Annotated in this window: 22 protein-coding genes; 15 read left to right on the top strand and 7 right to left on the bottom strand. The window is 74.1% G+C overall.

Going from position 1 to position 19,658, the window contains the following annotated elements; all coding sequences use genetic code 11:
* From ACFYE3_RS05590 to ACFYE3_RS05575, 4 genes are all read left to right on the top strand, one after another.
* Complete coding sequence (locus ACFYE3_RS05590; protein WP_387606854.1) at positions 1–729, top strand: beta-ketoacyl-ACP reductase; 729 nt, start codon at positions 1–3, stop codon at positions 727–729.
* Between the two features lie 45 nt (positions 730–774).
* Positions 775–1,533: an SDR family oxidoreductase gene (locus ACFYE3_RS05585; protein WP_387606852.1), complete on the top strand. Its 759-nt coding sequence runs from the start codon at positions 775–777 to the stop codon at positions 1,531–1,533.
* Positions 1,534–1,678: 145 nt separating this feature from the next.
* Positions 1,679–2,245: a class I SAM-dependent methyltransferase gene (locus ACFYE3_RS05580; protein WP_387606850.1), complete on the top strand. Its 567-nt coding sequence runs from the start codon at positions 1,679–1,681 to the stop codon at positions 2,243–2,245.
* 106 nt (positions 2,246–2,351) lie between these two features.
* Complete coding sequence (locus ACFYE3_RS05575; RefSeq protein ID WP_387606847.1) at positions 2,352–2,861, top strand: SRPBCC family protein; 510 nt, start codon at positions 2,352–2,354, stop codon at positions 2,859–2,861.
* 47 nt (positions 2,862–2,908) lie between these two features.
* Here ACFYE3_RS05575 and ACFYE3_RS05570 read toward each other — a convergent pair whose 3' ends face one another.
* Both ACFYE3_RS05570 and ACFYE3_RS05565 read right to left on the bottom strand, forming a co-directional pair.
* Positions 2,909–3,301, bottom strand: coding sequence for a VOC family protein (locus ACFYE3_RS05570; protein WP_387606846.1), 393 nt, complete (start codon positions 3,299–3,301; stop codon positions 2,909–2,911).
* A gap of 37 nt (positions 3,302–3,338) precedes the next feature.
* Positions 3,339–3,755: a VOC family protein gene (locus tag ACFYE3_RS05565; protein ID WP_387606844.1), complete on the bottom strand. Its 417-nt coding sequence runs from the start codon at positions 3,753–3,755 to the stop codon at positions 3,339–3,341.
* A gap of 106 nt (positions 3,756–3,861) precedes the next feature.
* Here ACFYE3_RS05565 and ACFYE3_RS05560 point away from each other — a divergent pair, with 106 nt between their 5' ends.
* Positions 3,862–4,416 (top strand): dihydrofolate reductase family protein, encoded by a 555-nt coding sequence (locus tag ACFYE3_RS05560; RefSeq protein ID WP_387606843.1) that lies wholly within the window; start codon positions 3,862–3,864, stop codon positions 4,414–4,416.
* A 111-nt stretch (positions 4,417–4,527) separates the two neighbouring features.
* Positions 4,528–5,952, top strand: a complete 1,425-nt coding sequence (locus ACFYE3_RS05555) for an FAD-binding oxidoreductase (protein WP_387606841.1) — start codon at positions 4,528–4,530, stop codon at positions 5,950–5,952.
* Between the two features lie 39 nt (positions 5,953–5,991).
* On the opposite strand, the gene ACFYE3_RS05550 is transcribed toward ACFYE3_RS05555, so the two are convergent.
* Entirely contained in the window at positions 5,992–6,765 is a 774-nt protein-coding gene (locus ACFYE3_RS05550) for an amidohydrolase family protein (protein WP_387606840.1), read from the bottom strand.
* Positions 6,766–6,978: 213 nt separating this feature from the next.
* On the opposite strand from ACFYE3_RS05550, the gene ACFYE3_RS05545 reads away from it, so the two are divergent.
* Positions 6,979–7,389, top strand: a complete 411-nt coding sequence (locus ACFYE3_RS05545; protein WP_387606838.1) for a hypothetical protein — start codon at positions 6,979–6,981, stop codon at positions 7,387–7,389.
* Positions 7,390–7,420: 31 nt separating this feature from the next.
* Here the strand turns inward: ACFYE3_RS05545 and ACFYE3_RS05540 are convergent, their stop codons facing one another.
* The 4 genes from ACFYE3_RS05540 to serB all read right to left on the bottom strand — a co-directional run bounded on the left by ACFYE3_RS05540 (position 7,421) and on the right by serB (position 11,303).
* Complete coding sequence (locus ACFYE3_RS05540; protein WP_387606836.1) at positions 7,421–7,696, bottom strand: hypothetical protein; 276 nt, start codon at positions 7,694–7,696, stop codon at positions 7,421–7,423.
* A 41-nt stretch (positions 7,697–7,737) separates the two neighbouring features.
* Positions 7,738–8,403 (bottom strand): response regulator, encoded by a 666-nt coding sequence (locus ACFYE3_RS05535; protein ID WP_387606833.1) that lies wholly within the window; start codon positions 8,401–8,403, stop codon positions 7,738–7,740.
* Complete coding sequence (locus ACFYE3_RS05530; protein WP_387606831.1) at positions 8,400–10,259, bottom strand: sensor histidine kinase; 1,860 nt, start codon at positions 10,257–10,259, stop codon at positions 8,400–8,402. The genes ACFYE3_RS05535 and ACFYE3_RS05530 overlap by 4 nt, the downstream gene beginning before the upstream one ends.
* Before the next feature lie 114 nt (positions 10,260–10,373).
* The gene (gene serB / locus ACFYE3_RS05525; protein ID WP_387606828.1) at positions 10,374–11,303 is read right to left on the bottom strand and encodes a phosphoserine phosphatase SerB; all 930 of its coding nucleotides are present in this window, start codon (positions 11,301–11,303) and stop codon (positions 10,374–10,376) included.
* Between the two features lie 91 nt (positions 11,304–11,394).
* Here serB and ACFYE3_RS05520 point away from each other — a divergent pair, with 91 nt between their 5' ends.
* From ACFYE3_RS05520 to ACFYE3_RS05485, 8 genes are all read left to right on the top strand, one after another.
* Complete coding sequence (locus tag ACFYE3_RS05520) at positions 11,395–12,180, top strand: ABC transporter ATP-binding protein (protein WP_387606827.1); 786 nt, start codon at positions 11,395–11,397, stop codon at positions 12,178–12,180.
* Positions 12,181–12,238: 58 nt separating this feature from the next.
* Positions 12,239–13,075, top strand: coding sequence for a sulfite exporter TauE/SafE family protein (locus tag ACFYE3_RS05515; RefSeq protein ID WP_387606995.1), 837 nt, complete (start codon positions 12,239–12,241; stop codon positions 13,073–13,075).
* A gap of 256 nt (positions 13,076–13,331) precedes the next feature.
* Complete coding sequence (locus tag ACFYE3_RS05510) at positions 13,332–14,177, top strand: TrmH family RNA methyltransferase (protein ID WP_387606825.1); 846 nt, start codon at positions 13,332–13,334, stop codon at positions 14,175–14,177.
* Between the two features lie 141 nt (positions 14,178–14,318).
* Entirely contained in the window at positions 14,319–14,864 is a 546-nt protein-coding gene (locus ACFYE3_RS05505) for an AMIN-like domain-containing (lipo)protein (protein ID WP_387606823.1), read from the top strand.
* A 227-nt stretch (positions 14,865–15,091) separates the two neighbouring features.
* Complete coding sequence (locus tag ACFYE3_RS05500; protein ID WP_368819805.1) at positions 15,092–15,352, top strand: type B 50S ribosomal protein L31; 261 nt, start codon at positions 15,092–15,094, stop codon at positions 15,350–15,352.
* Between the two features lie 133 nt (positions 15,353–15,485).
* Positions 15,486–16,550, top strand: coding sequence for a lipoate--protein ligase family protein (locus tag ACFYE3_RS05495; RefSeq protein ID WP_387606822.1), 1,065 nt, complete (start codon positions 15,486–15,488; stop codon positions 16,548–16,550).
* Positions 16,551–16,711: 161 nt separating this feature from the next.
* Entirely contained in the window at positions 16,712–17,779 is a 1,068-nt protein-coding gene (locus ACFYE3_RS05490; protein ID WP_387606821.1) for an LCP family protein, read from the top strand.
* Positions 17,780–17,879: 100 nt separating this feature from the next.
* Positions 17,880–19,649: a glycosyltransferase family 4 protein gene (locus ACFYE3_RS05485; protein WP_387606819.1), complete on the top strand. Its 1,770-nt coding sequence runs from the start codon at positions 17,880–17,882 to the stop codon at positions 19,647–19,649.
* Positions 19,650–19,658 lie beyond the last annotated feature (9 nt).

The following is a 19,658-nucleotide window of genomic DNA, read 5'->3' as shown; positions in this document are numbered from 1 at the left end:
ATGGCAGACGAGCAGCGCAGCCCGGCCCCCCGCACCGTCCTCGTGACCGGTGGCAACCGCGGGATCGGGCAGGCCATCGCGCAGGCGTTCCAGGACGCCGGGGACAACGTGGCCGTCACCTACCGCTCCGGCGAGGCGCCCGAGGGCTTCTTCGCGGTGCAGGCCGACGTCACCGACTCCGCCTCGATCGACGCCGCGTACAAGGCCGTCGAGGCCGAGTTCGGTCCGGTCGAGGTGGTCGTGGCCAACGCCGGGATCACCCGCGACACCCTGCTGCTGCGGATGAAGGAGCAGGACTTCCAGGACGTCGTGGACACCAACCTCACCGGCGCGTTCCGCGTGGTGCAGCGCGCCGCCAAGGGGTTCATGCGCCTCAAGCGCGGGCGCGTGGTCCTCATCTCCTCGGTGGTCGGGCTCTACGGCTCGCCCGGGCAGGTCAACTACGCCGCGTCCAAGGCCGGCCTGGTCGGCATCGCCCGTTCCATCACCCGTGAGCTGGGCGGGCGCAACGTGACCGCCAACGTCGTGGCCCCCGGGTTCATCAACACGGAGATGACCGCGGCGCTGCCCGAGGACACCCAGAAGAACTACCTCGCCTCCATCCCGGCCGGCCGGTTCGCCGAGCCGGAGGAGGTCGCCGCCGTCGTGCGCTGGATCGCCTCCGACGAGGCGAAGTACATCTCCGGCGCCGTCATCCCCGTGGACGGCGGCCTCGGCATGGGCCACTGAGCCCTGCCGCCCCACGATCCCCGCACGTTCCACCGAAGGAGCACCATGAGTTCACTTGCAGGCAAGACCGCGGTCGTCACCGGGTCCTCGCGCGGCGTCGGCGCCGACACCGCCAAGCTGCTGGCCGGGGAGGGCGCCAACGTCGTCGTCAACTACCGGCAGAAGGCGCCCCGTGCCAACAAGGTCGTCAAGGAGATCGAGGCGGCCGGCGGCAAGGCCATCGCCGTCCAGGCCGACATGACCGAGCCCGAGGACGTCCGCGGCCTGTTCGCCCGTGCCGTGGAGGCCTTCGGCGGGGTGGACGTGCTCGTGCTCAACGCCTCCGGCGGCATGGAGACGGACCTCGGCGAGGACTACGCGCTCAAGCTCAACCGGGACGCGCAGAACGACACCCTCACCGCGGCGCTCGAGCACCTGCCCGAGGGCGGGCGCGTGGTCTTCGTGACCAGCCACCAGGCGCACTTCATCGACGACGTCGAAACCATGCCGGAGTACGTGGAGGTCGCGAAGTCCAAGCGCGCCGGTGAGGACGCCCTCACCGCACGCATCCCGGAGCTGACCGAGAAGGGCATCACGTTCGTGGTGGTCTCCGGCGACATGATCGAGGGCACCGTGACCGCGACCCTGCTGAACCGGGCCCGCCCGGGGGCGCTCGAGGAGCGCCGCGAGGCCGCCGGCAAGCTCTACTCCGTGCAGGAGTTCGCCGAGGAGATCGCCCGGATGGTCACCGCGGACGTCCCCACCGGGCACGTCGAGCTCGTCGGCGGCGCCGACGACTTCCTGGCGAAGGCCGGGCGCAAGTAGGCCCACGGCTCCCGACGACGAGAGCGGGGCGGTCACCTTCCGGGTGACCGCCCCGCCGTCGTCCGTGCCGTCGATCCTGCCGGGAGTGGCGGCGGGTCCGCGGGAGACGGACGATGGAGGGGACCACCACGGGAAGGACCGGACCATGGGCGCACGGATTGTCGCCGAGCGCCACCGGTGGGCGGTGGAGCAGCTCGGCCTCCACCCGGCGTCCCGGGTGCTCGAGTTCGGCTGCGGTGGCGGCGTGGCGGCGCAGCTCGTCCTCGGCCGGCTCTCCGGCGGATCGATGCTGGCGATCGACCGCTCGGCCACGGCCGTGGCGCGTGCCGTGGACCGCAACCGCATGGCCGTGGACGCCGGGGTGCTGACGGTCCGGCGCGTCGCGCTCGCCGACCTCGACGCTCCCGCGGAGTCCTTCGACGTCGCGTTCGGCGTGGACGTCAACCTCTTCTGGACGACCTCCGCGGAGCCCGAGCTGTCCGTGCTGCGCCAGGTGCTGGTCCCGGGGGGCACGCTGCTCGTCGCGTACGGACCCGGGCCGCGCCCGGACCGCCGGGCCGCCCTCCTGGAGCCGGTGCGCGGAGCCGTGGCCGCCCACGGGTTCGCCGACGCCGTGGTGCTCGAAGAGGACCGGGGCGGCGGGGTGCGGGCGCGCGCGGGAGCCCCGCGGCGCGCAGCCGCCGCCGGCGGCGCGAAACCGGCCGCAATGTGACGCCGTCCGCCCGCGGCCGGGCTCATCATGGACTCCACGGCGCGAGGCCGTCCGCGCCTCGACCAGGAGCACCTCCGCGCGGTGCGGAGCCGAGCGAGGAGCCACCATGACCCCACAGCCCACCGGACGCCTCGACCCCAGCGGTCACCTCGTCCTCACGCGCACGTTCCGCGCCCCGGTCGAGGAGATCTGGTCCGCGGTGACGGACGCCGGCCGGCTCGCCCGGTGGTACGGGACGTGGAGCGGTGACCCGGCCTCCGGGCGCGTCGAGGTCCTGATGACCGCCGAGGACTGGGACCAGCGCGAGCCCCTGCTGATCCGCCGGTGCGACCCGCCGCGGCACCTGGCGCTCACCCTGGGCACGGCGGCCGACGCCTGGCGCGTGGACCTCGACCTCCGGGACGAGGACGGCACGACCCTCCTGCAGCTCACCCACCGGTACCCGGACCCCGACGAGGTGGAGTCGGTCGGGCCCGGCTGGGAGTACTACCTGGATCGGCTCGTGGCCGCCGAGACCGGCGGGGAGCCGGACGCCGTCGACTTCGCCCGGGACTACCACCCCGCGATGTCCGGGCACTACCGGCCCCTCGCCGAGCAGCTCCGCGCCCGGGACTGACCCGCCCGCGCGGGTCTCACCCGGGACCGGCCCCGGCCGGGCGCGCCTCACTCGGGGTTCGGGCTCGCGATCTGGATGAGGTTGCCGCACGTGTCGTCGAGCACCGCGGTGGTGTACGGGCCCGAGACCGTGGGCTCCTGGACGAAGTGCACCCCGCGCTCGCGGAGCCGTTCGTACTCCGCGCGCACGTCCTTGACCCCGAAGCTCGTGAACGGGATGCCGTCGGCGACGAGTGCGGCCTTGAACGGTCCCACGGCGGGGTGCTCGGAGGGCTCGAGCAAGAGCTCGACGCCCTCGGGCGCCTGGGGCGAGACCACGGTGAGCCAGCGGGCGCCGCCGGCGGGGACGTCGTGCTTGACCATGAAGCCGAGCTTGCCGGTGTAGAACAGCAGGGCCTGCTGCTGGTCGTCGACGAAGACGCTGGTGTGGGTGATTCTCATGGGACGCTCCTTCTCGGGTCAGGTGGCGCGGGGCGCATCAGGAGCCGGCGTCGCCGACGCTGAACATCCAGTGGATGCCGAACCGGTCGGTGCACATCCCGAACAGGCCGCCCCAGGGCGCCTCCTCGAGTTGCATCGTGACGGTCCCGCCCGCACCCAGTGCCTCCCACCAGCCGCGCATCACGGTCTCGTCGTCGCCGCTCACGGAGACGGAGATGTTGTCCCCGACGGTCAGGTCCATGCTGTTCGGGGTGTCGGAGGCCATCAGGACCATGCCGGTGCCGGTGGTGAGCATCGCGTGCATGACCTTGTCCTGCTCCGCGGGGTCGTCGCTGGCCCCGTACTCGCTGAAGCGGCTGATCGACAGCTCCCCGCCGAACACGGAACGGTAGAACGTCATCGCCTCCTCGGCCGTGTCCCGGAACGAGAAGTAGGGATTGAGCAGCATGGGCATGGTGGGGCCTCCGCGTCGATCGGTCGATGCCCCCATCATGACGCCGTCGGCGGCGCGGGGGAAGCAGCCCTGGGAAGCCGCCGGCGGGGTGCGTAACCTGGTGCGCATGAGCAGAACGCAGTACTACGTGGCGGCCAGCGCCGACGGGTACATCGCCGACCGGGAGAACCACCTCGACTGGTTGCTGCAGTACGGCTTCGAGGCCTACCAGGAGCACTACGACGCCTTCCTGGCCGACGTCGGGGCGCTCGCGATGGGGGCGAGCACCTACGAGTTCGTCCTCGACCAGGGGGACTGGGCCTACGGCGACCTGCCGGTGTGGGTGTTCACCCACCGCGAGCTGCCGCGGCTGGCGGGGGCGAACCTGCAGTTCGTCAGCGGTTCCGTCACCCTGCACGCCGACGCCCTGGTGGCGTCCGCGGGCGGGCGGAACCTGTGGGTGGTGGGCGGCGGGCAGCTCGCGGCCCAGTTCGCGGACGCCGGTCTGCTCGACGAGCTGTGGCTGACCTACATGCCGATCGTCCTGGGCGGAGGGCATCCCGTCCTGCCGACCGCGGCGGCGCTCGACCTGCGGCTCCAGCGGACCACGCACTTCGAGGGCGGCGCCGTGGAGCTGCGCTACGTCCTGCAGGGCCCGGACCGGCAGGTGTGGCCGGAGTAGCCGCCCGCCGTTGTCGGGCGGGGGACCGAGGACTACACTTCCTGCCACGCCCTCGGCGGCCGCTCCGCCGCTCCACCGGGGCCCGAGCGCCCCTCGTCGCAGGACCTCGCCATGAGCACCCACCGTCCGGTCACCGCTGAGCGCGCGACCGATCGGGCCCTGCGGGACCTCGCGGGGCACCTCACCGGCGTCCTGATCGGCCCGCAGGACCCCGACTACGACGACGCACGACGGGTCTGGAACGGCATGGTCGACGTCCGTCCGCGAGCCCTCGCCCGGGCCGGGTCCGTGGCCGACGTCGACCTCGTCCTGGCGACCGCCCGGCGCACCGGGCTGCCGCTGGCCGTGCGGGGCGGCGGCCACAACATCGCCGGGCACAGCACGGTCGCGGACGGCCTCGTCCTGGACCTCGGCGGTCTGACCGGAGTCGTCGTCGACCCGGCGGCGCGCCTCGTGACCGCCCAGCCGGGGGCCACTCTCGCCCACGTGGACCGGGCGACGGCTCCGCACGGTCTCGCCGTTCCGCTCGGGGTGGTCGGCGGCACCGGCGTCGCCGGGCTCACCCTCGGCGGGGGCATCGGCTGGCTGACCCGCACCCACGGCCTGACCGTCGACAACCTGGTCTCCGCGGAGGTCGTGACCGCCGCGGGAGAGCACCTGCACGTCGACGGGACCGAGCAGCCCGAGCTCTTCTGGGGACTGCGCGGCGGGGGCGGGAACTTCGGCGTGGTCACCTCCTTCCGGTACCGCGCCCACCCGCTGGCATCGCCCGTGCTGGTGGGCGGCCTCGTCTACCGCCGCCCGCGGTGGGAGCACGCGCTGGCGGCCTTCGAGGTCTGGGCGCGGGAGCTCCCGGACGAGATGAACACCATCGTGTCCTTCGTGGTCCTCCCGCCGGAGTACGGGCTCGGGCCGGAGGTGCTCATGACCGTCGGCTTCGCCTGGGCCTCGCCGCGGCACGGGGCCGGTCTCGAGCTCGTCGACCGGTTGCGCGCGGCGGCCCCACCCGACCTCGAGACCGTGGGCCCGGTGCCGTGGACCGTGTGGCAGACCGCGAAGGACCCGGTCTTCCCGACCGGCTCCCGGGGCTACTGGAAGAACGTGGCGTTCAGCCGCCTGGACGAGGTGGTCGTCTCCGCGCTCGTGGCCGCGGCCTCCGAGATCACCTGGGTGGGCAGCGGCATCAACCTGCACTGTCTGCGGGGCGCCTTCGGCCGGGTGCCCGAGGACGCCACGGCGTGGCCGAGCCGCTCCGCGCGGTTCTGGCTGAACATCTTCGGCTTCTGGCGCGACCCGGCCGACGACGCCCGGCTCACGGCGTACGCCCGGACGGTGCACGCCGCCCTGGAGCCCTTCGCCGAGCCGGGCCAGTACGTCAACTTCCTGGGGGCGGAGACCGGCGTCGACCCGGTGGTGGCGGCGCGGCAGGCCTACGGGCGAGCCAAGCACGAGCGGCTGGTCGAGCTGAAGAACCGCTTCGATCCGGAGAACATGTTCCGCGGCAACCACAACATCGTCCCGACGGCGTCCCGCTGACGCCCGTCGGGGCCCCGGAGCCGGGCGAGGGCCGACCCCTCAGAGCGCGGGGGCCGGGCGCGGCAGCCCGTACCAGGCCGCGGCGCTGTCGTGCAGCACGGCCGACGCGGCGTCGGTGCCCAGGGTCTCGACGACCAGCGCGACGTCCGCGTCCCGGAACGGGCGCTCCGCCCGGGTGCTCGGCAGGTCGGTGCCGAACAGCAGCGCGGTCGGGTCCACGGCGTGGATCCGGCGCAGCGCGTCCGGCACGTCGAGGTCGACGCGGCCGAAGCCCGTCGCCTTGACCTTCACGCCGTGCCCGACGAGCTCGAGCAGCCGTGGCAGCCCCGCCGCGCTCATGCCGAGGTGGTCGACGCCGGCCCGCGGCAGCCGCCGCAGCATGGGGGCGAGGTGCTCCAGCGCGGCGGCGTCCAGGTAGAACTCGGCGTGCCACCCGGCGAGGTCGTGCACCCGCCGGGCCAGCCGCTCGATGCCGGCGGGGTCCGCGTCCGCGCCGCGGCGGAGGTTGAAGCGCACCGCCCGCACCCCCGCCGCGTGCAGCTCGCGCACCTGCTCGTCCGCGACGGTGGGCGGCAGCTGGGTCACGCCGACGAAGCCCGGGCCGAGCTCCGCCAGAGCCGCGCGCAGGTAGCTCTGGTCGTGGCCCTGGAAGGAGCCGCTCACCACCGCCCCGCCCACCACCGCCCCGCCCACCACGCCCAGCCCCCGGACCCGCCGCCGGTAGTCCCCGACCGTGAAGCTCGGCGGCACGTACCCCCGGTTCGGCACCAGCGGGAACCGGGGGTCGACCAAGTGCAGGTGGGCGTCGATCATGGCGTCATTCTGCCCGATGCCGCTGTTCCCCGTGCCGCTGTTCCGCGTGCCGCTGCTCTTGGCGCCGTCGTCGATGCCGGGGGCCCGGTGGCCGGTGGCCCGCTGGCTCTGCGCAGCGGTCCGCTTCGCGCGGCATCCCTCGGGGGAGGGCCCGACGGCGACACGGGGGCGGCACCCGGCACCAGCCCATCCACACACATATGCTTTTCGTCGATGACCACCCCCGCCCGGACCCCCGCCCACGAGCTGCAGACCGCCGAGGAAGCGCTCGACCGTGCCCGGCGCAGCTACGCCCGGAAGCTGCTGCGCCTGGTCGCCGCCGAGCTGACCCGCCGGCACCCCGACGCGGCACGCCTGGACGTGCTCACCCGCGACGGCGACGAGGAGTTCTTCGTCGACGCCCTGCGCGACGCCGACGGCGAGTACGTCTGGGGCGATCCGGGCCGGGTCGTGGTGGTGCGGGAGACAGCCGACGACGAGCTCGGCGGCACCGTCACCGTCGCCGCACGGGACGTGCGCGAGCTCGTGAGCCGTGCCTTGGACGCCTACGACGGGCCGCTGGAGACGCTGCTGCACCACGACCAGAAGCACGACACCTTCTGGCTGGACCTCGCCCGCCCCTGACCACCCCGGCCCGCCCGGCGGGTGGTGCGGCTCACTCCTCGAACGGCGGCCACAGGCTGGTCCCCAGCCGGACCTCCAGGCGGGCGATCGTGTACCCGTCCGGCCAGACGTGTCCGTCCAGGATCCGGGACAGCGCGGTGTGGTCGACACCGGCGAGCGCCCCGACCTCCCGTAGGGGCCGGGACCCCACGGCCGCCCGCAGGTTCACGGCGAACAGCCGCGCCCGCTCCGCCACCGGGTCGCCGCAGATCTCGTCCGGCCAGGAAAGGCAGTGGTCCTGTGGTTCCGGTCGCACTCTGCTGGTCATGGCGCGCAGTCTAGGGACCGGCCCTGAGCATGAACCGAGGATCAGGAGGCCGCGGGCCCGTAGCGGTGCTCCGGGCGGCCGGTGCTCCCGTAGCGGAGCTGGATCTCGACCGACCCGTCCTCCGCCAGCGCGGAGAGGTAGCGCTGGGCCGTGGCCCGGGAGATGCCGACCTTGCGGGCGATCTCCGCGGCCGAGAGCGGTGCCCCGGCCTCCAGGGCCGCGAGGACCGAGGCCTCCGTCGCGGACCGGGTGCGCTCGCCGGGGGAGGCGGTCTCGCCCGGGTGCAGGGCGTGCAGGGCGCGGTCCACGGTCTCCTGCGTCAGCCCGTCCCGGTCGGTGAGCAGCCGGCGGTACCGGGCGTAGGCCCGCAGGGTGCGCGCCAGCCGCTCGTTCGGGAACGGTTTGATGAGGTAGGCGAGGGCTCCGCGGCGGACGGCCGTCCGCACGGAGGCCGGGTCGGCCGCCGCGGTGAGCATGATGACGTCGACGTCCAGGGCCCGCAGCAGGTCCAGGCCGAGCGCGTCGGGCAGATAGACGTCCAGCAGCACGAGGTCGGGCTGGTGGGCGTGGACGGTGCGCATCGCCTGCTCGGCGGTGCCCACGGGGGTCAGCGCCGTGAAGCCCGGCACGGCGTTCACGAAGCCCGCGTGCAGCCGTCCCACGTGGAAGTCGTCGTCGACCACGAGGACCACCAGGTCGTCGCTCATCCTGCACCTCCTGATCTGCCGGCGGACCGTTCCCCGCGGACGTCGGCCCCGGGGTCGCGGACCACGGTACCGGGCAGGCGCGCGCAGAAGACGGCTCCCGGCCCGCCGTGGCGCCCGGGATCGGCCACCCAGACGTCCCCACCGCGCCGACGGGCCAGTTCACGGCTGAGGGACAGCCCGAAGCCCTGGCCGTGGACGTCGGGCAGCGCGTCGAACGCCGTACCGCCGCTCGTCCCGGACGCGCCGGCCGGGGCGGCACCGGACGGGACGGCAGTGGACCAGCCCTGGGCGAAGATCGGCTCAGGCTCCTCCACCGGGAGCCCGTCGCCGGAGTCGGCCACGACGAGGTGCAGGGTGCCCTCCCCGCCGGTCCAGTCGTCGAGCAGCTCGACCTCGACCCAGTGCTCCTCCGCCGCGCCCTGGACGGCGGCGCGGACGGCGTTGTCCACGAGGCTTCCGATCACCGTGGTGACGTCCTGCGGGTCCGTGATCCGGCCGCGGACCAGGGTGTCCGCGCCGATGCGCAGGCTCACGCCGCGCTCGGCGGCCTCGACGCTCTTGGCCCCGACGAACGCCTGCAGGTAGGGGTCCCGCAACAGTTCGGCCCGTTCGGCCGGGTAGCTCAGGGGCCCGGTCTCGGTCACCTCGGACACGTACCGGCGGGCCTCCTCGGCGTCGCCGATGGCGAGCAGCCCCGAGATGGTGTGCAGGCGGTTGGCGAACTCGTGGCGCTGGGCGCGCAGGGCGGTGCTGAGGGCGCCGACAGCGTCGAGCTGCCGGGTCAGGGACTGCAGCTCGGTGCGGTCCCGGACCAGCACCACCCAGCCCAGCTCGGGGGCGTCCGTGCCGAGCGCCGGTACCCCCCGCCGGGGGCCTCGCAGGCGCCGTTGCGGCGCCCGGGTGGGGCGCACCGCCCGGGCGGAGAGGATCAGCACGCGTGGGCCGATGACCTGTTCGACCGCCGGGGACTCCGGGGTGGCCGCGGCCAGCAGCGCAGCGAAGGAGGCCGGCAGACCGGTGTCTCCCAGGCGCTCGCCCACGAGCCGGTCCGGGTCGTCGATGCCCAGCAGCCGTCCCGCCTCGGCGTTGACCACCGTGATGCGGTGCTCGGGCGAGACGCCGATGACGCCTTCGTCGACGCCGCGCAGCACCGCCTCCTGGTCCTGGGCGAGCGCGACGATCTCCTCGGGCTCCAGCCCGAGGGTGAGGCGCTTGAGCCGGCGCGCGATCGCCGCGGAGGCGGCCGCGCCGAGGCCCAGGGCTCCGACGGCGGTGGCCGCCACGGGGGTGATGTCCTGCCGGAGACTGGCCAGCACGTCCTCGCGGGAGATCCCCACGCTCACCGCGCCCACCACCGCGGCGTCCGTTCCCGGGGCGTACACCGGGACCTTGGCCCGGGCCGAGTGCCCCAGGGTGCCGCGCTCCTGGCTCGTGACCTCCCGCCCGGCCAGGGCCTCGGTGGGATCCGTGCTGACGGGCCGGCCCAGCTGCTCGGGATTGGGGTGGGAGAGCCGGAGCCCCGTGTCGTCGGTGATCACCACGAAGAGGGAGTCCGTGCGGCGGCGGACCTCCTCGGCCGAGGACTGCAGGGAGCCCCGGGCCAGCACCTCCGGGTCGAGGGCCTCGGGACCGGTCCCGACCAGCTCCGCCACGCCCGCTCGGACGTCGTCGGTGGCGGCCACGGCGCGGGCGATGGACAGGGCCTGGTGCTCGGCGTCCCGTCCCAGGCGCTCATAGGTCAGCCAGCCGTAGACGCCCCCGCACAGGGCGACGACGAGGATCACCACGGCGAGGTGCAGCAGCATCATCCGGGCCAGGAAGCCGGGGCGCTGCCGGGGCGCACCGGGTGCCGTCACTGTCTCTCCTCGTGGCCTGGCGCGGTCTCCTGCACGACCACCGCGCGTGATGCACCCCACTCTACGACCCGGGGCGTCAGGCCGGAGCGGCGGCCCCGGCGGGGGCGCACGGGCTCAGAGGTCGGCGAAGAAGCGGACCGCGTCCAGGTTCGGCAGGTTGATCTGGGCGTCGGCGGCCGCACGCGGGGCGGGCTTGGCGTTGTAGGCCACGCCGAGCCCGGCGGCCGTGAGCATGTCGATGTCGTTGGCACCGTCGCCCACGGCGATGACGTCCTGGGAGGCGACGCCCAGCTCCTCGGCCCAGGTCCGCAGGCACCGTTCCTTGACGGTGCTGTCCACGACCTCGCCGAGCACCTTGCCGGTGAGCCTCCCGTCGACGACCTCGAGGGTGTTGGCGGCGTGCCGGGTGAGCCGCAGCTGCTCGGCGAGCGGCGTGAGGATGCCCAGGAAGCCCCCGGAGACCGCGGCCACGGCGTGCCCCTCCCGCAGGAAGGCCTTGATGAGCACGTCCGCGCCGGGGGAGAGCCGCACCGCGGCGCGGACCTCGTCGAGCACGGACACGGGCAGCCCCGCGAGGGACTCGACCCGCGCGTGCAGGGACTGGGCGAAGTCCAGCTCCCCGCGCATGGCCGCCTCGGTCACGGCGGCGACCTCGGCCTCGCGTCCCGCGTGGGCGGCGAGCATGTCCACGACCTCCTGCCGGATGAGCGTGGAGTCGACGTCCATGATGAGCAGCTTCTTGCGCTCCGGGTCGAGCAGGGTGGACGGCACCACGTTGACGTCCACGCCGGGCAGCATCTGCACCAGGGGGTCGGGCCGCAGGGCCGCGAGCAGGGCGGTCGCGTCGGAGCCGTGCACGAGCGCGGTGAAGGCGTTGTAGCCGGGGACCTCCGAGTCCGGGCCGGCCGAACCGGGTCCGGTCACCCGCACGGTGGAGAAGCGCTCGACCTCGGCGCCGGCGTCCTGCACCAGGGAGAGGATGCGCTCACGGGCCTCCGGGTCCGGATTCTGGGCGAACGCGATCACGGCGAGGTCGGTGGTCATGCGGCCAGTGTATCCGTGCCACCGGACGCACCCGCCCGGAGCCGGGCGCCGGCGCGGGGAGCGCCGCCGCCGGTGCCCTACAGTGGCCCGTATGAGTGCTGTGGTGGAGATGGTGGACGTCAGCGTGGTCCGCGGGCAGAAGACCCTGCTGGAGTCCGTGGACTGGGTCGTCAACGAGGGCGAGCGATGGGTCGTGCTGGGCCCCAACGGCGCCGGCAAGACCACGCTGCTGTCCATCGCCGCGGCCCGGCTGCACCCCACGCGCGGGATGGTGGACATCCTCGACGAGATCCTCGGCGCGGTGGACGTCTTCGAGCTGCGTCCCCGGATCGGCCTGAGCTCCACGGTGCTCGCCGCCCAGATCCCGGAGGCGGAGACCGTGCGCAACTGCGTGGTCACGGCCGCCTACGGCGTGACCGGGCGGTGGATCGAGAACTACGACGACGCCGACGAGTCCCAGGCGCGGGAGCTCCTGGACGCGTGGGGCATCGGCCACCTGGCCGAGCGCCGCTTCGGTTCCCTCTCCGAGGGGGAGCGCAAGCGCGTGCTCGTCGCCCGGGCGCTGATGACCGACCCCGAGCTGCTGCTGCTGGACGAGCCGGCGGCCGGCCTCGACGTGGGCGGCCGCGAGGACCTGGTGGCGCGGCTGGACGAGCTGGCCCGGGACGAGACCGCGCCGGCCGTCGTCATGGTCACCCACCACCTGGAGGAGGTGCCCGACGCCTTCACCCACGCGCTGCTGCTGCGCGAGGGACGGGTCGTCGCCTCCGGGCCCGTCCAGCAGGTCATGACGCAGCAGAACCTCTCCGAGACCTTCGGCCTGCCGCTCAAGCTCGTGAAGGTCGGCAACCGCTACGCGGCGTTCGCCCGGTCCTGACCCGGCGTCCGTGTCCGTGCAGAACGTCCTCGACGTCGTCGCCGACCTCGCCGCCACCCTGCCCTTCGAGGGCTGGCAGGTCGTGCTCATCCTCCTCGCGGGGGTGTGGGCGGGGCTGATCAACACGATCGTGGGCTCCGGCACCCTGGTGACCTTCCCCGTGCTGGTCACGATGGGCGTGCCGCCGGTGACCGCCTCCATGTCCAACGCGATGGGCCTGATCGCCGGCAACCTCACGGGCGCCTGGCACTACCGCCACGAGCTCAAGGGCGTCGAGCGGACCCTCCTGAAGCTCATCCCGTTCTCGGTGGCCGGCGGCGTCATCGGGGCGGCCCTGCTGCTGCACCTGCCGGAGACCGTGTTCGGCTACGCCGCGCCGGCGCTGATCGTCGTCGCCCTCCTGTTCGTGATCTTCCAGCCGCGCCTCCAGGCGCTGGTGCGCCGCCGCAAGGACGAGCAGGCCGAGGCGGCCGCCGCGGCGGCGCGGGCCCGCGGGGAGACCCCCCGGCCGCTGGACCCGGACCGCGCCCCGCAGCCCGTGTCCCTGTACGCCCTGACCTTCCTGGCCGGCGTCTACGGCGGCTACTTCGTGGCCGCCCAGGGGGTGCTCCTGCTGGGCATCCTGGGCGTGTTCCTGCTCGCCTCGCTGCAGGCGGCGAACGCCGTCAAGGTGGTGCTCGTGGCCCTGGTCAACATCGTGGCCGCGGTCTCCTACGTCCTGTTCGCCCTCGACCGGATCAACTGGTGGGTGGTGCTCCTCATCGCCGTCAGCTCCACCGCGGGGTCCTGGGCCGGGGCCAAGATCGGCCGCCGGCTCTCACCCGTCGTGCTGCGCACCGTGATCGTGGTGCTGGGCGTCGTGGCCCTCGTCAACCTGGTGGCCCGGCTGTTCTGAGACCGGCCACGAAGCCGGCCGGCGAACCGCTCCTCCTGCCCCAACGGGAGCCCCGACCGGTCCTCCGGCGCGACGACGAGACTCCGGAGATCCTCCGTGACGACCACGCTTCCCCACTCCCGGGGCGAGCGGAGGCCCGCCCCGGCGCCGGGGCAACGGTTCCCGTCCCCGGGCGGGAACAGGTCCGGCGGACGGCACCGGCTACCATCGGGGCGACCCCGTCCGCCACCGAAACCCCCGACCACGAAGAGACCCCGTGACCGACTTCCCCCGCCTGATCCGCCTCGACAGCCCCGACGACCCCCGGGTGGCCGACTACGCCCGGCTGACCGACGTCCGGCTGCGGCGCAAGCTCGAGCCCGAGCGCGGCATGTACATCGCCGAGTCCTCCAAGGTCCTGCGCCGGGCGCTCGCGGCCGGGCACACGCCCCGGTCCTTCTTCATGGCGGACAAGTGGCTGGAGGACCTCGCGGACGTCCTGGCGGAGCACCCGGACGTGCCCCTGTACGTCGGCCCGGACGAGGTGCTCGAGCAGATCACGGGCTTCCACCTGCACCGCGGGGCGATCGCGGCCATGCAGCGCCCGGAGCCGGTGGACCTGGAGCGGCTCCTGGCGTCGTCGCACCGGGTGGCGATCCTCGAGGACATCGTCGACCACACCAACGTGGGGGCCATCTTCCGCTCCGCGGCCGCGCTCGACGTCGACGCCGTGCTCGTCACCCCGCGCTGCGCCGACCCCCTGTACCGGCGGTCCATCCGGGTCTCCATGGGCACCGTGTTCCAGGTCCCGTGGACCCGGCTGCAGCACTGGACCGGCGACCTGCAGCGGATCAAGGACGCGGGCTTCACCACGGCGGCGCTCGCCCTCAGCGACGACTCGATCACCCTCCAGGAGCTGTCCGCGCGCCGGGACGAGCGGCTCGCCCTCGTCCTCGGCACCGAGGGGGACGGGCTGAGCGCCGCTGCCGTCCACCACGCGGACCTCACCGTGCGGATCCCGATGTCCCACGGCGTGGACTCCCTCAACGTCGCCGCCGCCTCGGCCGTGGCCTTCTGGGAGACCCGGCCCGGCCGGCAGGAGCCCGGACTCTCCGCCCCGTAACGGTTCGACCTCCAATCACCGCCCGACCGGTGCTGTTGGCGATAGCGAAGTCTACGCTTTAAGGGTCTGCACGGCCCGGTCCCTCAAACCTCGGCACCAGCCGGCGGCCGGGCGCAGACGGGGGAAGCGAGAAGGAACGTCATGAAAAAGTTGATCTCATGGCTGGCGGCACTGGTGCTGGCCATGGGGCTGGGGCTGATCGTCCCCAGCAGCGCGGGCGCAGCGGAGCCGTACTGCGGCATCCGGTGGGGGTCCACCCCGAAGTACTCGCGGGTGTACACGAGCGACGTGATCACCAACGTTCGCGCCGGTCGGCACGCGTGCTTCGACCGTCTGGTCGTCGACCTCCGCGGAGGCCGCGTCCCGGGTTACAACGTGAAGTACACCTCCGTCACCGAGGAGGGTTCGGGCAAGGCGGTGCCCCTGCGGGGCGGGGCGGATCTGCGGATCATCGTCCACGCACCCGCCTACAAGGACGGCAAGGCCACCTATCTCCCGAAGAACCGGAAGGAAGTGGTCGACGTCACCGGGTACCGCACGTTCCGCCAGGTCGCCTGGGCGGGCAGCTTCGAGGGGCAGACCACCATCGGCCTCGGCGTCCGCGCCAGGCTCCCGTACCGGGTCTTCGTGCTCGACGGTCCGGGGAACCGCACGCGGCTCGTGGTCGACGTCGCACACCGCTGGTGAGCCCGTCCCACCACCGGCCACCGCTGCACGAGGGGCCCGGCGCGCGCCGGGCCCCTCGTGCCGCCGGACCGCGGGTGAATTCCCGCGGGTGATCCGGTACGCTGGACCGCTGGTGCCCGATGCCCCCGCCCTTCTCGGACCGCGCGGACGGACGACGACGGCGCACCGCCCACCGAGCGAAACCGTGGCTGGCAAAATCCAGGCACCGACGAAAAGGTACGAACCCCATGAAGACTGACATCCACCCGGACTACCACCCGGTCCTCTTCCGCGACCTGGCCTCCGGCAAGACGATCCTCACCCGTTCCACCGCCACCTCGAAGAAGACCGAGACGTGGGAGGACGGCAACGAGTACCCGATCATCGAGGTCGAGATCTCCTCGGAGTCCCACCCGTTCTACACCGGCAAGCAGCGCATCATGGACTCCGCCGGTCGCGTGGAGCGCTTCAACGCCCGCTTCAAGAACTTCGGCAAGTCCAACGGCTGACGTTCGTCCCGCTCGCGGGGCCCCGCACGAGCGCACGCAGGCCCGGACCGCATCGGTCCGGGCCTGCGCCGTCCCCACGGACCCCGGCGTAGGCTGACCCGGGACCACCGGCACGGACGACGGAAGGACGCGGATGGCACAGGAGCGGCGGCACGGGGAGTTCAAGGTGTCGGGCGGAAAGCTCGTGGTCGCGGACCTGGGCGTGGTCGACGGGCGGCTGGCCGACGTCTCCGTCAACGGGGACTTCTTCCTCGAGCCCGACGAGGCCCTCGAGGACATCAACGCGGCGCTGACGGGGCTCAGCGAGCACGCCTCCCAGCAGGAGATCGTCGGGGCCGTCGAGGCGGCCCTCGCGCACGACGTCGTGCTGTTCGGCTTCTCCCCGCAGGCGATCGCCACCGCTGTCCGCCGGGCCCTGGCCCACGCCACGACCTGGGACGACCACGCGTGGGAGGTGATCCCGCCCGTGGTGCGGCCCACCCTGGAGAACCTGGCCCTCGACGAGGTCCTCGCCCGCGAGGTGGGCGCGGGCCGGCGCCCGCCGGCGCTGCGGCTGTGGGACTGGGAAGAGCCGTCCGTGGTGATCGGGTCCTTCCAGTCCCTGCGCAACGAGGTGGACGCGGAGGGCGCCCGGCGGCACGGCGTCTCCGTGGTGCGCCGCGTCTCCGGGGGCGGGGCCATGTTCATGGAGGCGGGCAACTGCATCACGTACTCGCTGTACCTGCCGCAGACTCTCGTGGACGGACTCAGCTTCTCGGAGTCCTATCCGTTCCTCGACCGGTGGGTCATGCAGGCGTTCCAGGAGATGGGCCTGGAGGCGTTCTACGTCCCTCTCAACGACATCGCCACCGAGCACGGCAAGATCGGCGGGGCCGCGCAGAAGCGCTTCGCGGGCGGCGGCATGGTCCACCACGTGACCATGAGCTACGACATCGACGGCCAGAAGATGACCGAGGTCCTGCGGATCGGCAAGGAGAAGCTCTCGGACAAGGGGCACCGCTCGGCCAAGAAGCGCGTGGACCCGCTGCGCCGCCAGACCGGGATGGCCCGTGCCGACGTCGTGGACAAGCTCATGGAGGTCTTCACGGGACGCTACGGTGCCGCCGAGGGCGCCGTGCGCGACGCCGAGCTCGCCACCGCCCGCGAGCTCGTGGCCACGAAGTTCGCCACCCCGGAGTGGATCGCCCGGGTGCCCTGACCCACCCCGTGGTGCTGCCCCGCCCCGCGGTGCCGCCCCGCCCCCGGCTCTCCCAGCGACCTCCGAGCGAGCTCCGAGCCACGGCGGCCTAGCATGAGCGCACCGGCGCGGACAGGCGCCGCGACCGGCGTCCGCCCGACCCACCGACCGGGGAGCCTCCCATGTCCGTCCACGACCGCGAAGCCGACCGCGGAACCGACCGCGGAACCGGCCATGGTGCCGAGCCCACGAGGGCCGCACCGCGCCGCCGGCACCCGTTCCGGCGCGTGCTGCTGGTGCTGCTGGGGCTCGTGCTGGTCCTCGCCCTGGCTGCCGGGGTGTTCGTCTGGAACCTGGGACGGATCTTCGACGCCCGCAGGCAGGTCGCCGAGGACGCGTTCCCGGCCGAGAGCGGGCGGCCCGCCGCGGGCGCGGCCCAGGACCGGGGCACCACCGTCCTGCTGCTCGGGGCGGACAGCCGGCCCGGTGGGCGGGCGGACGTGGGCGTCGAGGGGGTGCGGGCGGACACCATCATGCTGGTGCACGTCCCCGAGGACGGCGGCGAGGCCCACGTCGTCTCCGTCCTGCGGGACACGTGGGTGCCGATCCCCGGGGTCGGGGAGGCCAAGATCAACGCGGCGCTCGACCTCGGCGGCGTCCCGCTGATGGTCGCGACGGTCGAGGACCTCGTCGGCACCCGCGTCGACCAGGTCGCCGAGGTGGACTTCGCCGGTTTCCAGGCCCTCACCGACGCCCTGGGCGGGGTCACCATCGACGTGCCCCAGGACTTCGTGTCCAACGAGGGCATGACCTTCGAGCAGGGCCCCGAGCACATGGACGGGGAGCGGGCGCTCGAGTTCATCCGGGAGCGCAAGGCCTTCGAGGACGGGGACTTCCAGCGGGTGGAGAACCAGCGCAGCTACGTCCGGGCCGTGCTCGAACGGCTGCTCGGCCCGCAGACGCTGCTCAACCCCGTCCGGCTGCACACCGTGGTCAGCGACTTCACGCCCTACCTGACGGTGAGCGAAGGACTCGACTCGGCGTGGATCGCCGGACGGGCCCCCGACCTGGTCGGCCTCTCCGCCGGGGACCTGCGGATGTCCACGGCCCCCGACCGCGGCCTCGGCGTGTCCCCGGACGGGCAGTCCGTCGTGCTGCCAGACCTCGAGGCGATGGCGGGGATCGGCACGGCCATCACGGCGGGCGATCTGGGCCGATATCTTGCTACGCTGAGCCCTGACGATCAGTAGTTCCCCGCCGGCCCCGACCCGGCGAGGAGCGTCTTCCCCCGCCCGCAGCACGCCCCGTGATCGACCGGGACGGCCCCTCTTGACCCCCCGCGAGAAGGCCATGCCGCACACCCCCCGCCCCTTCAGTCCGGACGACGAGCCCGACGCCTTCGGGCTGCCCGCGGCCCGGATCCTCCCCACCCGCCCGGCGCGACCCGCCGCACGCGCCCTGCTGCGCAGTCCCTGGCCCGAGGCCGGGGCCGCCGTGACCCGCACGCTGGGCCGGGACGTGCGCGCGGAGCGGCGGCTCGAGAACCGGCTCCGCCGTGCCCGCCGCGGGCGCCCCGCGCCGACGGCGGCGCGCCGGCTCGCCGAGGCCGCGCTGGCCGCGGGCCGCGTGGCCGAGGCGGACCGGCTCCTGGCGCAGGTGCCGCCCGGCACGAGGGACCTCGCCGGCACGAGGGCCCGCCGGCACCGCCACGTCGGCCGGATCACGGAGGCCGTGGTCGAGCTGCGGCGCGCCGTGGCCGCCGGCCTCGCCACGCCGGGGGAGCGGCGCCGGCTGCTCCGCTACGAGGACGACCTGCGCCTGCTCGCGGGCTGGCGGCCCGCCCTCACCCCGGTGGTGGGCTACCGCCCGGAGCCCGCGTCCGTGCTGCACGTGCTCGCCGAGGCCCCGCCGCGCGCCCGGGGTCGCCGCGCCCCGCGCCACCACTCCCTGCTCTCCGCGACCGTGGCCCAGGGCTGGACCGTGACCGCCGTGACGCGCCCCGGTCCCGTGCCCTCCGACGCGGGGGCGCACGGGCCGGCCGCCGAGGTCCTCGACGGCGTCTCCTACCACCGGATCCTGCCGATCCGCCGCGCGCTCCTCCCCACGGCACGGCTGCAGCAGGAGGCGCAGGCCCTGCTCGAACTGGCGCTGCGCGCCCGGCCCGCGGTGCTGCACACGTCGAGCCGGCCCGGCAACGCCCTCGTGACCCGCGCGGCGGCGGAGGCCCTGGGCATCCCGTGGGTCTACGAGGTGCGCGAGCTGCCGGCCGACCGGTGGGCGGCCTCCCGGCCCGCCGAGGCCGCCACGAGCGAGCGCCACCGGCTCGACTGCGCCCGCGAGGCCGAGGACCTGGCCGCCGCGGCCGACGTGGTGACTACGAGCCGGGCCATGCGCGAGCGGGTGCGGGCGCTGACGCGGACCCTGCCGACCGGCCCGGTGCCGGTCCGCGTGGCGCCCCCTGCCGTGGACGGCCCCTACCTGGCGGATCCCCGCCCCCTGCGGGAGGCGCGCCGGGTCCTCGGGCTGCCGGAGACGGCCCGGGTGGTGGGCGCGGTCGCGGACCTGGTGGAGCACGAGGGCCTCGACGACCTCCTGCGCGCCGCCGCCCTCGTGGCCGTCGACGTGCCGGAACTGCTCGTGGTGGTCGTGGGCGAGGGACCGGCGAGACGAGAGCTCGAGGGACTGGCCGCGGAGCTCGGCGTGGGCGGCCGGGTCCGCTTCGCGGGGCGTGTCCCGGACGAGCAGGTCGTGCAGTACCACCAGGCGTTCGACGTGTTCGTGGTCGCCCGCAAGGACCGCCCGGTCACCCGGGCCGCGGCCCCGACCGAGTCCGTGGAGGCCCTGGCCACCGGGACGCCCGTGGTCGCCTCCCGGCTGCCCGTGCTCGCCGAGACCGTGGCCGACGGCATCACCGGGATGCTCACCCCGCCGGAGGAGCCCGAGACCCTCGCCACGGTCCTGCGGATGATGCTCGAGTGCCCCGCCGTGCGCCGGTGCCTGGGCGGCGAGGGCCGGCGCCGGGTCGTGCCGGGACGGACCTGGCACGGCGTGGCCTCGGCCGCCGCGGAGGCCTACGACCACCTCACCGGGCGCACCGGGTCCGCGGAGGCCTCGGCCTGAGCGCGGTGC

This window comes from Kocuria arenosa (assembly GCF_042879215.1).
Taxonomy (GTDB): Bacteria; Actinomycetota; Actinomycetes; order Actinomycetales; family Micrococcaceae; genus Kocuria; species Kocuria arenosa.
This window is presented reverse-complemented; position numbering and strand designations above follow the sequence as displayed.

Coding starts and splice junctions, on each gene's coding strand:
- ACFYE3_RS05490 (WP_387606821.1), top strand. CDS start 16,712: ATGTCCGTCCACGACCGCGAAGCCGACCGCGGAACCGACCGCGGAACC.
- serB (WP_387606828.1), bottom strand. CDS start 11,303: ATGACCACCGACCTCGCCGTGATCGCGTTCGCCCAGAATCCGGACCCG.
- ACFYE3_RS05545 (WP_387606838.1), top strand. CDS start 6,979: ATGACCACCCCCGCCCGGACCCCCGCCCACGAGCTGCAGACCGCCGAG.
- ACFYE3_RS05535 (WP_387606833.1), bottom strand. CDS start 8,403: ATGAGCGACGACCTGGTGGTCCTCGTGGTCGACGACGACTTCCACGTG.
- ACFYE3_RS05540 (WP_387606836.1), bottom strand. CDS start 7,696: ATGACCAGCAGAGTGCGACCGGAACCACAGGACCACTGCCTTTCCTGG.
- ACFYE3_RS05565 (WP_387606844.1), bottom strand. CDS start 3,755: ATGCCCATGCTGCTCAATCCCTACTTCTCGTTCCGGGACACGGCCGAG.
- ACFYE3_RS05585 (WP_387606852.1), top strand. CDS start 775: ATGAGTTCACTTGCAGGCAAGACCGCGGTCGTCACCGGGTCCTCGCGC.
- ACFYE3_RS05590 (WP_387606854.1), top strand. CDS start 1: ATGGCAGACGAGCAGCGCAGCCCGGCCCCCCGCACCGTCCTCGTGACC.
- ACFYE3_RS05495 (WP_387606822.1), top strand. CDS start 15,486: ATGGCACAGGAGCGGCGGCACGGGGAGTTCAAGGTGTCGGGCGGAAAG.
- ACFYE3_RS05580 (WP_387606850.1), top strand. CDS start 1,679: ATGGGCGCACGGATTGTCGCCGAGCGCCACCGGTGGGCGGTGGAGCAG.
- ACFYE3_RS05520 (WP_387606827.1), top strand. CDS start 11,395: ATGAGTGCTGTGGTGGAGATGGTGGACGTCAGCGTGGTCCGCGGGCAG.
- ACFYE3_RS05560 (WP_387606843.1), top strand. CDS start 3,862: ATGAGCAGAACGCAGTACTACGTGGCGGCCAGCGCCGACGGGTACATC.
- ACFYE3_RS05500 (WP_368819805.1), top strand. CDS start 15,092: ATGAAGACTGACATCCACCCGGACTACCACCCGGTCCTCTTCCGCGAC.
- ACFYE3_RS05575 (WP_387606847.1), top strand. CDS start 2,352: ATGACCCCACAGCCCACCGGACGCCTCGACCCCAGCGGTCACCTCGTC.
- ACFYE3_RS05570 (WP_387606846.1), bottom strand. CDS start 3,301: ATGAGAATCACCCACACCAGCGTCTTCGTCGACGACCAGCAGCAGGCC.
- ACFYE3_RS05555 (WP_387606841.1), top strand. CDS start 4,528: ATGAGCACCCACCGTCCGGTCACCGCTGAGCGCGCGACCGATCGGGCC.
- ACFYE3_RS05550 (WP_387606840.1), bottom strand. CDS start 6,765: ATGATCGACGCCCACCTGCACTTGGTCGACCCCCGGTTCCCGCTGGTG.
- ACFYE3_RS05505 (WP_387606823.1), top strand. CDS start 14,319: ATGAAAAAGTTGATCTCATGGCTGGCGGCACTGGTGCTGGCCATGGGG.
- ACFYE3_RS05485 (WP_387606819.1), top strand. CDS start 17,880: ATGCCGCACACCCCCCGCCCCTTCAGTCCGGACGACGAGCCCGACGCC.